The sequence below is a fragment of the Salinibacterium sp. ZJ450 genome, assembly GCF_011751885.2.
Taxonomy (GTDB): Bacteria; Actinomycetota; Actinomycetes; order Actinomycetales; family Microbacteriaceae; genus Ruicaihuangia.
The window spans coordinates 3,461,478-3,474,753 of record NZ_CP061771.1 but is presented as its reverse complement, the minus strand read 5'-3'; the positions used below and the strand labels follow the sequence as shown (position 1 = coordinate 3,474,753).

Below are 13,276 nucleotides of genomic sequence, written 5' to 3'. Positions count from 1 at the left end.
TCTTGAACACCGTTTCCGTTGTCATCCCGTCGTTCCAGCGAATCGATCGACTGTCCCCGCTACTACAAGCCTGGTTAGATCAGGAACCAGACCAAGTAGTGATCATCCTGGACGGTCCTCACGTTGGATACCGCGAGCGGCTCGGGCACTTGCTGGATGATTCGAGGGTGGTAGTCAGAGAGCTGCCACAGAATGTCGGATTGGCCTTGGCCCGGATCGAGGGGCTCAAGCTCGCAACGCAGGACATTGTCCTTATTGCAGATGACGACGTTGTGCCCATGCCTGGCTTGCTCGATGGGCACAGAGGCAATCACGCTGCGGGAAAGGTTGATGTTGTTGTCGGCTATATGCCCGTGGCCGTGGGGGCCTCTCGATCAAGGGATGAATCCGCCACGCGTTTGTACGCAAGAGAATATGAAGCGGAGACACATCGCTGGGAGGCCGACCCGGGCCGGATTCTAGATGGACTGTGGAATGGGAATGTGAGTATCTCCCGGTCCGCTTATCTAGCGGCTGAGGAACTCCTGCCATCTATTGACCTTAGATATAACGAGGATCTCGACCTTGGGCTGAGGCTCAAGGCGGCCAATGCAGTCGCCATTTTCGATCGCACACTTGAAGCGAGGCACATGCACTCGCGATCCTTCGAATCATTCTTAGGGGAGTCCGTGTCGAGAGGAGCCTCGGTTGCTCGGTTGCGACATCGGTGGGGTGAGCTGCCTCCCCAACTTGAGAATTTGGTGGCGCCCTCGCCTGTAAGCCTCGCTGGAGTTGCTGTTCGGATCGGATCGGCCGTTTCCGAAGATGCGCTGAAAATGCTGCTAGCACGGCTCTACCAAATTGCCGGCCGTGTGCATGCATGGAAGGTTCAGGATCACGCGGCGCGGCTCGCGCGACGGATCCTCGCATATCGTGCCTATCGCGATTCTGCAAAGGCGACGTCTGTGGATTTCGCGGGCTAGTGCAGATCGTTCGATTCATACGTCTAGCGCTCGGTTACGCCGCGAATCCACTCGCCGCGTTTATTGCCGGACCGATCCTTGCCAGAGTTTTGGGACCCGAAGCGCGGGGGGAATTAGCCGCGGCGACAAGTGCTGTGATTCTCGTGACCGTGATATTCGCGACGGGCCTTCCCGATTCTCTCGCGCTGACGTCGGCGAAACAGGGCACCCGTTTGACGTCATTTCTTGCACGGCACAGATGGCGAATCGCTATGGCTAGCGCACTCGCTTCAGGCGCGGCACTGCTGCTCGGTGCCACGCTATTTGGTGACCAACCTAGCGCCTCGAGCGTGATGGTAGCGGGCGCCCTTGCCTTGCCCTTGCTAATAACGATAGAGATCGCTCGTGGTTATTCCGTCGGAACAGGAACCTTCGCAAGAATCCAAGCCGAATCGTATGTGTCAAACTTTGGGCGGCTGGCGTGCATTGCGGTGCTCGCCGCCGCCGGGGCGCTCACGGCACTGTCAGCGGGCATAGTCACGCTAGTGCTGATGCTACTCGGCGGCTGTTTTCTCTTTCTCCGACGTGGCAGATTTACGCTGCCTACGCGAGACCTTGTAACCCACAGCGGGCATGGCGCACGACCGGAGGCGAAGGATGAGCGGCGTGTAGCACTGCGCTACTGGGCAGGCACCGTAGCAACTCAGGCGAACGCCCGGCTGAGCCAGGTGCTCATTCTCCCATTGTCTGGAGCTGCTCAGGTGGGCTATTTTGCGGTTGCTCTATCGCTGATGCAGGTTCTTTCACTAATGGCATATTCCTTGAGAGTGTTTCTCTTTCGAAACGCAGCACGCGATGCCACGGGCGCGCTCGTGGCAAGAGCCACTCGTCTCATGCTCCCAAGTGTCATCCTTGCAGTCGGAGTAATGGAGCTTGTGGCTGAACCGGCCATACACCTGCTGTTCGGTCCGAGCTTCAACGAGGCCATTCCGATTCTGCGTTTCCTGCTGGTCGCCGTTGTGCCAATGATTGCCGCTGGGATCCTGGGGGCGGGACTCTCTGGTGCCGGGAAACAAGGCACATTCGCTCTTGGAGAATGGGTTGCGTTTGGGGTTGGCACATTGTGCTTAGTCCTTCTCGCGCCCGCTCATGGAGGAGTCGGCGCCGCACTTGCCGTTCTCGCAACATACATAACATCCTGCGGCTGGTCCCTGATTGCGCTCAGTCGAGCAACAGGTACTCCTCTGCGAGCGTTCTTTTGGGTCCGGCGATCCGACATCCAGTGGCTAATGCATCAACTCAAGCGAAGGAATTAGAGTGATCCGCTCACACGTCGAAATCGAGACTCTCAATCACCGCGCACGCGCCACTCTCAAGAACTGGATTAGCGACGTGGACGTCGCACTGGTGGACTTTCCTTCCCATCGCAATGCCGGCGACAGTCTGATTTACATGGGCCAGATGGCTCATTTCCAAGCGTTGAACGTGCGTGTGAAGTATCTCGCCGACTCGGGGCGCTACCGGGCAAGGGACTTGAAGAGGCGACTTCCCTTTGGTCCCATCCTGATCCAAGGAGGGGGCAACATGGGCGATCGCTGGGTGGAGATGCAGGAGTTCCGAGAGAAGGTCATTGCAGAGAATCGCGATCGCCCGATTATTCAGCTTCCTCAGAGTCTCGATTTCAGCAGTCCGGCCAAGGCTGATCAAGCTCGCAAGGTCTACGAATCGCACCCGGATCTCACTCTCCTCTTTCGCGAGGATCGAAGCCTCAAGAGGGCGCGGGAGCTTTTCCCGAATACCCAGTCATACTTCTGCCCCGATCTGGCGCTGGGAGCTGGGCCGATCGCCGAAACTGCACCACCTGAAGTTGACGTGCTGTTCCTTATCCGCGACGACTCAGAATCCGCAGGGCATCTAATCCCCCGAGTTCGAGCTGGGACCACATCCGCGACAACGGACTGGCGTCTAACCTCGGCGAGTTCGCTCTCTTGGCTTGCACAACGCGCTCCCGGGATTGTCGCTCGGAGGGTCCCTTCGCTTCTCGACCCGGCGTACCCATTGCTCGTCCACAATTACCGGCGGATGGCGGACATAAACATGCGAAATGCCATACGTGTGCTCAGCATGGGTCGCGTAATTGTGACCGACCGCTTGCACGCAACGGTACTGGCGGCACTGCTTGGTAGGCCGGTCATCGCGCTCGACAACTCCACAGGCAAGGTGTCAGCAGTTCACAGCAATCTGCTCAAGGACATCTCGAATGTCCGCATTGCGCCGAGTGGTGAAGCGGCACTACAACTCGCATACGAACATCTCCGCTGACAGAATCGCGCGGTCGGCCTTCATCGCCGAATGTCGATGTCGTAATGCGCGTATGGGCAGCGCTGCAGGTGGGAACGACCTCGATCTGTGCATTGGCATGGCCAGGACTAGATAGCCAACACATTCGCAGTGGCATCGAGGGCTGAGCGCTCCACCCCGCAGAATGCTTTCTCCGCTTCGTTTGCTAGTCGGGCGGTTTATTTATGCGTCGACACACCTCTTCCGAAGAAACACCGCAATCTGCACAGCGAGATTCGATGGAGCTTGCATATATGCCGTTAGTAGGCGCCATCTGGATCGAGAACGGCTTTCACTGTGCGCCAAAGGATGACCAGGTCTCCAGTGATGGACCAATTCTCTACGTAGTACAAATCGAGGCGCACAGAATCCTCCCACGACAAGTTAGAACGTCCGTTTACTTGCCACAGCCCGGTTATCCCCGGTTTGACCAAGAATCGGCGATGCATGCTGTCCTCGTATAGCTGGACTTCGCGCTCCAACGGTGGACGCGGGCCAACAAGCGACATGCTTCCCGCGAACACGTTGAGCAGCTGCGGGAGTTCATCAAGACTGAAGCGCCGCAAGATTCGACCGAGCGGCGTGACGCGCGGGTCGTCCTTCATTTTGAACAGCACACGATTGCCTTCGGCGCGGTCCAAGCCTTGCAACTCGCCAAGTCGTTCCTCAGCATTCGCTACCATCGACCGGAATTTCAGCAAATTGAAGACGCTTCCGTTCAGGCCAATGCGGGGTTGGCGAAACAGGACCGGTCCCGGTGAGCTGAGCCGAACTCCGACGGCGATGGCCGCCAGAACTGGCGAGAGAAGAACAATCAGGAGACTTGACCCGGCCAAGTCAAACGCGCGCTTGGTAAATTGTTTGCGTCCCTCGTAGCGCGGAATCTCGACATGGATGAGGGGAAGGCCCGCGACTGGTCGGGTGTGGATCCGTGGTCCACCGATGTCCGTGAGTCCAGGCGCGACGACCAGATGCTGTCGGCCTGGTTCTAACTGCCAGCTAAGTTCTTTGATCCCGCGCGGCGTGAGTTCTTCCGAACTCGTGATCGCGACAGTGTCTGCGCCGCTGGTTTCGAGCGACTCCATCGCTGAGGAGATAGGGCCGAGCACTGGCACATTCGTTCCGGCGAGGTGCCGCGAACCCGACGGGACACAGGCGCCCACAACTCGATAACCTGCCGCCGGGAATCGCGTCAACTCGCGAGCGATATGTGTTGCCGTGAGTTCCGATCCGACGAGAAGTACTTTCGTGCTGTACCGACCTTTGGAGCGCTGGACGATAAGCCATTGGCGCCACAGCCAGCGGGTGAAGCACAGCACAACAATGCCGATGGGGAATGCAAGCAGGATGTAGCCGCGAGCAAGGTCGAGCTTGATGAGGAACGCGATGATTGCAACCAAGCCGAACAGCTGCATGCTCGCTCGTGCGATTAGCGCGTACTCGGTGGAACCCGTGCCGATGATGCGAAAACCCCGTGTGCCGAACGCCTGAAGCGCGAGCATCCACGCGACGACAAGGCCAAGAGAAATGGCGGTGTAGTTGATCGCTAGGTGCGTGCGGTCGCCGGTGAAGGCCGCGTCGGCGGTCTCAAAACCGAACCACAGCAGCTGCACGCCGAAGACCACCCAGATGACCGCCAGCAAGTCGGTGAGCAACAGACGGCTAGCGTAGACATCCCGCCAGTCACGTGATTGCGCAGTGGATTCTGCTTGCTCTGCCGTCGCTGAAGATGGGTGACTCACGGGGACCTCGGGGTAACGTCCTGCAAATATGACAGGGACTCAACGTCCCCGAGTTACATGCTACGCCGTGAAAGGAAACGATTCTCACCTGTGAGGTGCCCGGGTTTTCCGGGGCACGCGTTTGGGATTAGCTGTGTCGGCGGCGCTCGTACGGGATGCGGTCGGCGAAGACCCGTTTGTAGACGGCTGAGCCGACGAGTAGGCCCACGGTCAGTACGAGGCTTCCGATCATGATCGCAATTGCGGCGACGGTCCAAGGGTCGATCGTGGGCACTGTTTCCTCCGGGGTCATCATCAAGGGGCTTTCCAGTCCGTTTGGTGTGCTTGCGCCCGGGTAACGCTTGCTTTCAGCCACTATCGGTAAGAGCTGAGGATATGTAAGTAAGTGTACCGAGAAAGTTGGTGAGGGGTTTCGAGACGCTCGCTGGCGGCGGATTCACGCGGTCAGTGCATCACCGGTTGGTTTCGATGGGTTCGAGAGTAGCCTGTCGAGGACTTCGGCGGGGGTGTGCCAGCCGTGGCGTTTGCGGGGTCGGGCGTTGAGTTCGGCGGCGACGTTCTCGAGGATGCCGGGGCCGTGGACGGAGAGGTCGGTGCTCTTCGGGAAGTATTGGCGCAGCAGCCCGTTGGTGTTCTCGTTCGAGCCGCGCTGCCAGGGTGAGTGCGGGTCGCAGAAGTAGATGTCCATGCTGGTGGCCAGGCTGATCTCCTGGTGCCGGGCCATCTCCGAGCCCTGGTCCCAGGTCAGCGACCGGCGCAGCTGTTCGGGCAGGGACTGCATGGCGGGGATCATCGCGTCGGCGACGGTGCGGGCGGTGTGATCGCCGGGCAGGTGCAGCAGCATCACGAACCCGGTGCTGCGTTCCACCAGGGTGCCGATCGCGCTGTTCGAGGCGGTCGAGCCGATGATCAAATCGCCCTCCCAGTGCCCCGGGACGGCGCGGTCTTCCACCTCGGCGGGGCGTTCGCTGATCATCACCATGTCCTTGATCGGCCCGCCGCGGCTGCCGGAGTCGTGCGGTTTGCGCAACGCCCGACCGGTGCGCAACGCCAACGCCAGCTCGGCGCGCAGGGCGCCGCGGCCCTGGACGTAGATGGTTTGGTAGATCGTCTCGTGGGACACGTGCATCTCCGGGTCATCGGGGAACTCCAGCCGCAACCGGCCGGCGATCTGTTCCGGGCTGTAACGCTTGCGCAGCAACGCCCGAACCTTCCGACGCAAGGGTAACCGGGTCAGCTTCCGCGGCTTCGGCCGCCGGCCACGCCGGTCGGTCAGCGACTGGGCAACGGTGGCCCGGTAGCCCTGACCGGTCCGGTTCCGGGCCAGTTCCCGGGAGATCGTCGACGGGTCACGGCCCAACACGGCCGCGATCTCCCGGCCGCTCTGCCCAGCGGCGTTCCGGACCGCGATCTCCTCCCGCTCCTGGAACGTCAGCCGGGCACGGGGCACTGGCGCTGTCCGCGCCGATTCGGGGATCACCCCGCCAGCCTCCCGGAACCAGCGGTATCCGGTCGGCCGGGACACGCCGACGCCGAGCGCCGCATTGGTCACCGACAGCCCGGACCGCACCCCTTTCCAGAACAAGCTCCGCACCTGAAACGGGTAGCCGGGACGAGCCATCACAACACCTCACAAGTTCGAGGTGATGCACTGACCGCTTGAGCTCAAGGGCGCTCGCTCCTCAACCAGCGAAACCGGGTCACGCGAGTGTTAGGAAGACTCCGGCTGCGTTGAAAGTTGCGTGCGCGACTATGGCTGCGCCCAGACGGTTGGTGCCTGCTGCTAAGGCTCCCAATGCGAGGCCCACCAGGAACGTGGTTAGTGCCGCCGGGATGGAGTAGCCCGTGACGCTGTGCAGCAGCGCGAAGCACACCGCGCTCACAGTGACTGCCACCGGCGTCGCGAGGCGGTTTAGGGAGCGCTGCAGCAGGCCTCGGAAGAAGAGTTCCTCGACGACGGGGGCGATCAGAATCGGGGCGATTAGAACTGCGAACAGCCACCAGCCGTCGTAGACGACCGGGCCAAGGGTTGGCGCGCCCGTCGTTACCTTGCCGTACGCGATCCAGTCAATTACGAAAGCTGCGGTGCGCAGACCTAGACCGACCACCAGGCCGATCAAAACGTCGAGGGCCGTGATGCGCAGACCGAGGTCAAGGGCTAGCGAGCCGCTTCCTCTCGCATGCACGGCGAGGAGCACCGCTCCCAGCAGGGGCAGCCAGACGGCTGCGTATGACAGCGGCGTCGCCCACGGCTCGACCAACGGCAGGGTCGGCATCAGGAGGAGCAACGCGGCGGCGAGGAGCAGGCCGGCCGCGGCATCCGGTAGCCCCCATCGGGCGCGCTGTCGGCTCATGGCGACAGGTTATCGCTCGTTATGTATGACAACATGTTCTGGGCCGGTGGTGAGTGTCTATCGGCATTAGGGGAAAGGGGCGCCTCGGGTGGAGTTGCGCGATTACATACGGATTCTGCGCAAGAGCTGGATCCTGATCGTGCTGCTGACCCTGGTGGGCGTCGGCGCCGCTGCCACGGTCTCGCTGATCCAGACCCCCAAATACAGCGCCACCTCCAAGGTGTTCGTCTCCACGCAGCCGGGCGGCAGCGTATCCGACCTCGCGCAGGGCAACTCGTTCACCGTGCAGCGGGTCAATACCTACTCCGACCTGGTGGCTACCCCGATCGTGCTGCTGCCCGTGATCGCCGAACTCGGCCTCGAGATCTCGGAAGGCCAGCTCGGCGAGGCCATTACCGCGTCAGCTCCTCTTAATACGTCGATCATCGAGATCGCCGTCACCAACTCCGACCCCGTGCTGGCCGCCGACATCGCCAACGCGACTTCGCAGAGCCTTACCAACGTGGTTGACCAGATTGAAAAGCCGCTCGAGGACGACGCGGTCTCGCCGGTGAAGCTCACCCTGGTGCAGCAGGCCACCGTGCCGGCGCTGCCGGTGAGCCCCAACGTGCCGCTGAACATTGCTCTCGGACTGCTCGTCGGCCTCGCGCTCGGCGTGGGACTTGCCGTGCTGCGCGAGGTGCTCGACACCCGCATCCGCAACGAGCGCGACGTCGAGGCGATCACTGACACCGCCATCATCGGCGGCATCGTCTACGACCCGAAGGCCAAAGACCGGCCGCTCATCGTGCACGACGACCCGCGCAGCCCGCGCTCCGAATCGTTCCGCACGTTGCGCACCAACCTGCAGTTCCTCGATGTGGGCCGCGGCGGCCACAGCTTCGTGATCACCTCGTCGGTGCAGAGCGAGGGCAAGAGCACCACCGCGGCCAACCTGGCCATCGCGCTCGCCGACTCCGGCACCAAGGTGCTGCTGGTCGACGCCGACCTGCGCCGCCCCAAGGTCGACGCCTACATGGGGCTCGAGGGCGCGGTCGGTATCACTGACGTGCTCATCGGACGCGCCGAGCTCGCCGACGTGGTGCAGCCTTGGGGCCGCAGCCGCCTGTCGGTGCTGCCCGCCGGCAAGATCCCGCCGAACCCCAGCGAACTGCTCGGCTCGGCCACCATGGCCCGCCTTATCAGCACCCTCGACGCGCAGTACGACGTCGTGATCTTCGACGCCCCGCCGCTGCTGCCGGTGACGGATGCCGCCATCCTGGCCAAGCTCGTCGGCGGCGCGATCGTCGTGGTCGCCGCCGGCCGCACCCACAAGAACCAGCTGACCGGTGCGCTGGCCGCGCTCGAGACCGTGGGCGCCGGCGTCTCCGGACTTGTGCTCACCATGCTGCCCACCAAGGGCCCCGACGCCTACGGCTACGGCAACTACGGCTACGGATACGGCTACCTCGACGACTCCGTCGATGCCACTACCACGACACGCAAGGTGGCGAAGGCCAGGGTGCGGAGAGCCGGGGTCAAGCTGTGACCGGCGTCGGTTCGCCCGAACCGGCCCAGTTCTCGATCCTCACCGTCTGCACCGGAAATGTCTGCCGGTCGCCGCTCGCCGAGCAGCTGCTGCGCGCCGGCCTGCAGGAATGGCCCCAGGTCGCCGTCGCCAGCGCCGGCCTCGCCGCGCTGATCGATCGGCCAATGCCGGAACCTGCGCTCGCGCTGTCCACCGCACTCGGCGGAATCGGCGGCGCCGAGCACCGCGCCCGCCAGCTCGATGAAGGACTCGTGCGAAACGCCAACCTGGTGTTCGCCATGGCGCGCGAACACCGCCGCGGCACCGTCGAACTGCTGCCGCGCGCCAGCCGCGTCACCTTCACGGTGCGCGAGTTCGCCCGGCTCGCCGAGGGACTCACCGTTGCCGACCTGACGGATGTCGCGGCCCTGCCGCTCGACGACGTGGCGGGCCGCTTCGCCGAACTGGTGCGCGTGGTGGCCTCCCGTCGCGGCATGGTCGAGGGTGCGCGGCATCCGGAAGACGACGACGTCATCGACCCATACCGGCAGAGCGACGAGGTGTACCAGCGCTCGGCCGACCAGCTGGTTCCCGCCGTCGGTGTGGTGCTGCGCACGCTGCGACTCGCTGCCACGGTAACGGTCGCGTAATGGCTCGGCGGCGACCTCGGGAAGTCGGCAGCATGCGGCTGTGGGCGATCGGCGGTTTGGTTGCGTTTTTGATAGCGGATGTCGCGTTGGTGGGGTTTGCTCTGTCGGCGAACCAGCCCGCCACCGAGTCCGCCGCAGCCGTGCGGCCGCAAGGGCCAGCCGACTCGGCGGACCCGGCCGCGAAACCTTCGACGTCGCCGACGCCCAGCGCCGAGCCCGCTGCAGACGCCGACGCCGACGCCGACTCCGTTGCCGCAATCACCCCCACCCGGGTGCTCGCCGCCCTGAACGAGGACGTTGCCTGGCGTGTCACCAGCGGCGCCTGCCCCGACGCGGTCGCATCGCCGGAGCTCACCCGCGACGGCGGCGGCAGCTGGGAGAGCACCAATGCCAGCAGACCCACCGGCGTCACCGCGGTGCAGCGCGGCATCGTCAGCAGCGCGCAGGTGGCCTCGTTCATCGGGCTGTCGGACGACGACTGCACTCCCCAGTACGTGCGCACCTTCGTGGCCGGAGACAACTACGGCAGCTACCCCGAGCAGCTGCAGGGCGCCTGGTTCCTGAACCCCGCCGACCCCAGCTACCTGCACACGCCCGGCGCCGACCGCACCGCGCCGTGCGACGCCGCCGTGCAGGTAGCGCCGCGCGACGGCGACAACGCCGCACTTCTTTGCGGCGACAACGCCGTGCACCTCACCGCCGACGGCGGAGAGACCTGGACCGTCGCGGCATCCGTCGGCAGCGCCGTGAGTGTGACCGCGTCGGCCGATGGCTACCTCGCCGCCGCCGTGGGCGAGGAAGACTGCGCCGGCGTGCAATTGCACAGCTTGACCGCTACCGGCGAGGCCTCGGTGAGCGGCTGCTTGCTTCTCGGGGCGGACCCGGCGACCCTGGCCGGCGCCGTTGCGCTGGCCGTCGGCGACGGCACGCTCTGGGTCTGGGCGGGTGACAGCTTCGGCCGCTCCAGCGATGGCGGGGCGACATGGCTCTAGCGCAGCAACATTCCGGTGGCTCGCGGCACCGGGTGCCGCGCCGTTCTGGTCGGCGGATCGTGTGGTTCAGCGTCGCGGGTCTCGCGGTGCTGCTCATCGCCGCCGTGGCTTGGGTTGGAGTGCGCGGCCTGCTTGCCAAGGATGAGCTGGAGGCCGCCGTGCCGCTGGCCTCGTCGATCCCGGAGCAGATTATCGGCGGGGATCCCGTCACCGCCGGGCACACCTCCGAGAAACTTTCCGGGCACGCGGCATCCGCCGTCTCGCTCACCGGCGACCCAGTCTGGCGCGCCGCCGAGTTGCTGCCCTGGGTGGGCGGCAACCTCACCGCCGTGCGCGAAGTCGCGGGCATCGTCGACCAGCTCGCCACCGATGCCATCGACCCGCTCGTTTCGATGGCCGGCTCGATCGGCGTCGACCAGTTCAAACCGGTGGACGGCGCCATCGCGCTGCAGCCGCTGCTCGACGCGCAACCGGCCGTGTCGCAGGCGGATGTCGCGGTGAAGGCGGCGCTGCAGCGCACCCGCAGCATCGACACAGACGGCACGGTCGACGTGGTGTCCGCCGCGGTCGTGGAACTCGAGGGCGTGGTCGGCGAGGCGGAGTCCGTGACCGACGCGATCAACCGCGCGGTTACCCTGCTGCCGGCGGCGCTCGGAGCCGACGGGCCGCGCAACTACCTGATGCTGTTCCAGAACCCGGCAGAGCCGCGCTCCGGCGGCGGCATCCCGGGCGCGCTCGCGATGCTGCACACCGAGGGCGGCGCGATCGAGCTGACCGAGCAGGCCTCGTCGAGCGACTTCCCGCACTTCGACGAGCCGGTGCTGCCGCTGCCGATCGAGACCGAGGGGCTTTACGGCTCGATCGTCGGGGAGTACATCCAGAACGTGACGCTCACCCCGCACTTCGCGATGTCCGGCGCTCTCGCACAGGAGATGTGGCGGCTGCAGTACGGCACCACCGTCGACGGGGTGATCTCGGTGGACCCGGTCGCGCTCAGCTACCTGCTGCGCGCCACCGGACCGATCACCCTGGCCACCGGCGACGTGCTCACCAGCGACAACGCTGTGCAACTGCTGCTCAGCGACGTGTACGCGCGCTACGAAGACCCGGCGATGCAGGACTTGTTCTTCGCCGCCGCCGCTGCCGCAGTGTTCGACACGGTGGCGTCGGGGCAGGGCGACCCGGTGAAGCTGATCTCGGCGCTGGCGCAGGCGGGGCAGGAGCGGCGGCTGCTGGTCTGGAGCTCGGCGCCCGAGGAGCAGGCAGTGCTCGAGGGCACGACGCTCGCGGGTGAGCTGCCGGTATCCGGCGACGCCGGTGCTTCCGACGCCACCTCCGAGTGGTTCGGCGTCTACCTCAATGACGCCACTGGCTCGAAGATGGGCATGCACCTCGACGTGCAGCTGGGCGCCGGGCAGGTCACCTGCCGCCAGGACGGCCGGCCACACTATGCGATCGATGTGACGCTGACGAATACGGCACCAGCGGATGCCGCCACCTCGCTGCCGGAGTACGTGACGGGTGGGGGCTGGTTCGGGGTGACGCCGGGCCACATCAAGTCGCTGGTGGCGGTGTACGGGCCCACCGATTCCCAGAACCTGGGACTGTTCGTGAACGGGGTAACCGCTGAGGCGCACCCCACTACCGACGACGGTCACCCGGTGACCCTCAAAGAGGTGGAGCTGGTTCCTGGTGAGAGCGTGACGCTGCGCGCGATGTTCCTTGGAGCGGCCGAGTTCGACGGCGACATCTGGATCGACGCGACGCCGTTTGTTAACCGAAACCTCACACAAGAGCTGGCAATCACCTGTGAAGTGCCCTAGGCTGAGTGAGTATCTTTTACTAATCGGCCGTGTCGGCTGAGAAATACTTTCGGGGGAACCACCAGATGATGAAGAAAACACTCGCTACCGCTGCGCTTGCGCTGCTTGCCGTCCTTGCTGTGCCGACCGCTGCTAGCGCTGCGTACGTTCCGGCCGCAGACGTCGTCGTCGCCGACAACACCGTCGTTGCCGGAGCTGCCACCAACGTTGGCATCGCGGCTGGCTCGTTCACTCCTGCAGAGCCCGTGACCTTCTCGGTCACCGGTGAGGGAAGCGCCACGCTGGCCATCCTCCGCGCCGCCACCGTTTCTCTGACCAAGGCCGCCGCAGCTGACGGCTCGACCTCGGTGAAGGTCACCCTGCCGGCCAACGCCAGCGGCACCTACACCCTCACCGCAACCGGTGGCACCTCGGGCAACGTGGCAACCGCCGCCATCACCGCGGTCGCCGCTGACGGCAGCGCCACTGCGCTGCCGCGCACCGGTGGAGAGATCCCCTTCGCCGTGATCTGGATCGCAGCTGGCGCCGTCGCGCTCGGTGTCGTGCTCGTCGCAGTGCTCACGCTGCGTCGCCGCAACCAGACTGCGTAAGTAGCCGAAGCCTTTCGGTCAACAACCGACACGCTCGAAAGAACCCCCGCACCGGAAGGTGCGGGGGTTCTTCGTTGTGCGGACGAAGACGGCGGGCGCTATCGGCGCTCGAGTCGCCCGTGTGTCAGCGAGATCTCGCGCAGCTTCCAGCGCCACTTGCCCTCGACCATGGTGTAGCCGCCCTCGGCCAGGTTGGCCAGCAGGCTCGAGGTCAACACGGGGTGGGAGTGTGACGGCGTCCATCCGACATCCGCTCGGTACACGCGGGTGAGTCGTGGCTTGGCACGGGCGCTGCCAAAGCGGGCGAAAACAAGGTCGGGAACGTTTGACACGTCAA

The 13,276-nt window shown here is 64.5% G+C and carries 13 protein-coding genes; 8 read left to right on the top strand and 5 right to left on the bottom strand.

Annotation, left to right across the window (positions count from 1 at the left end; all coding sequences use genetic code 11):
• The first annotated feature begins 2 nt into the window (after positions 1-2).
• The 3 genes from HCT51_RS16835 to HCT51_RS16825 are packed head-to-tail and all read left to right on the top strand — an operon-like array spanning position 3 to position 3,263.
• Positions 3-962 (top strand): glycosyltransferase family 2 protein, encoded by a 960-nt coding sequence (locus HCT51_RS16835; protein WP_166880229.1) that lies wholly within the window; start codon positions 3-5, stop codon positions 960-962.
• The gene (locus HCT51_RS19045) at positions 860-2,257 is read left to right on the top strand and encodes a lipopolysaccharide biosynthesis protein (RefSeq protein ID WP_370626858.1); all 1,398 of its coding nucleotides are present in this window, start codon (positions 860-862) and stop codon (positions 2,255-2,257) included. The genes HCT51_RS16835 and HCT51_RS19045 overlap by 103 nt, the downstream gene beginning before the upstream one ends.
• Position 2,258: 1 nt before the next feature.
• Complete coding sequence (locus HCT51_RS16825) at positions 2,259-3,263, top strand: polysaccharide pyruvyl transferase family protein (protein ID WP_166880216.1); 1,005 nt, start codon at positions 2,259-2,261, stop codon at positions 3,261-3,263.
• Between the two features lie 278 nt (positions 3,264-3,541).
• Here HCT51_RS16825 and HCT51_RS16820 read toward each other — a convergent pair whose 3' ends face one another.
• The 4 genes from HCT51_RS16820 to HCT51_RS16805 form a co-directional block, all read right to left on the bottom strand.
• Positions 3,542-4,936 (bottom strand): sugar transferase, encoded by a 1,395-nt coding sequence (locus tag HCT51_RS16820; protein ID WP_224760557.1) that lies wholly within the window; start codon positions 4,934-4,936, stop codon positions 3,542-3,544.
• A gap of 214 nt (positions 4,937-5,150) precedes the next feature.
• Positions 5,151-5,297 (bottom strand): hypothetical protein, encoded by a 147-nt coding sequence (locus tag HCT51_RS16815; RefSeq protein ID WP_166880214.1) that lies wholly within the window; start codon positions 5,295-5,297, stop codon positions 5,151-5,153.
• Between the two features lie 162 nt (positions 5,298-5,459).
• Positions 5,460-6,644, bottom strand: a complete 1,185-nt coding sequence (locus HCT51_RS16810) for an IS30 family transposase (RefSeq protein ID WP_224760494.1) — start codon at positions 6,642-6,644, stop codon at positions 5,460-5,462.
• Positions 6,645-6,723: 79 nt separating this feature from the next.
• Complete coding sequence (locus HCT51_RS16805) at positions 6,724-7,377, bottom strand: CPBP family intramembrane glutamic endopeptidase (RefSeq protein WP_166874672.1); 654 nt, start codon at positions 7,375-7,377, stop codon at positions 6,724-6,726.
• Between the two features lie 88 nt (positions 7,378-7,465).
• Between HCT51_RS16805 and HCT51_RS16800 the strand changes: the two genes are divergently transcribed.
• The 5 genes from HCT51_RS16800 to HCT51_RS16780 all read left to right on the top strand — a co-directional run bounded on the left by HCT51_RS16800 (position 7,466) and on the right by HCT51_RS16780 (position 12,939).
• The gene (locus HCT51_RS16800) at positions 7,466-8,905 is read left to right on the top strand and encodes a tyrosine-protein kinase domain-containing protein (protein ID WP_166874676.1); all 1,440 of its coding nucleotides are present in this window, start codon (positions 7,466-7,468) and stop codon (positions 8,903-8,905) included.
• Positions 8,902-9,534, top strand: a complete 633-nt coding sequence (locus tag HCT51_RS16795; protein ID WP_166874679.1) for an arsenate reductase/protein-tyrosine-phosphatase family protein — start codon at positions 8,902-8,904, stop codon at positions 9,532-9,534. Before HCT51_RS16800 ends, HCT51_RS16795 begins: the two co-directional genes overlap by 4 nt.
• On the top strand, positions 9,534-10,526 hold the full coding sequence (locus HCT51_RS16790) for a hypothetical protein (protein WP_166874682.1): 993 nt from the start codon (positions 9,534-9,536) through the stop codon (positions 10,524-10,526). The genes HCT51_RS16795 and HCT51_RS16790 overlap by 1 nt, the downstream gene beginning before the upstream one ends.
• The gene (locus tag HCT51_RS16785; protein WP_166874685.1) at positions 10,517-12,349 is read left to right on the top strand and encodes a DUF4012 domain-containing protein; all 1,833 of its coding nucleotides are present in this window, start codon (positions 10,517-10,519) and stop codon (positions 12,347-12,349) included. The genes HCT51_RS16790 and HCT51_RS16785 overlap by 10 nt, the downstream gene beginning before the upstream one ends.
• A gap of 65 nt (positions 12,350-12,414) precedes the next feature.
• The gene (locus HCT51_RS16780) at positions 12,415-12,939 is read left to right on the top strand and encodes a sortase (RefSeq protein WP_166874688.1); all 525 of its coding nucleotides are present in this window, start codon (positions 12,415-12,417) and stop codon (positions 12,937-12,939) included.
• Positions 12,940-13,037: 98 nt separating this feature from the next.
• On the opposite strand, the gene HCT51_RS16775 is transcribed toward HCT51_RS16780, so the two are convergent.
• Positions 13,038-13,271 (bottom strand): hypothetical protein, encoded by a 234-nt coding sequence (locus tag HCT51_RS16775; protein ID WP_166874692.1) that lies wholly within the window; start codon positions 13,269-13,271, stop codon positions 13,038-13,040.
• Between the last annotated feature and the right edge of the window lie 5 nt (positions 13,272-13,276).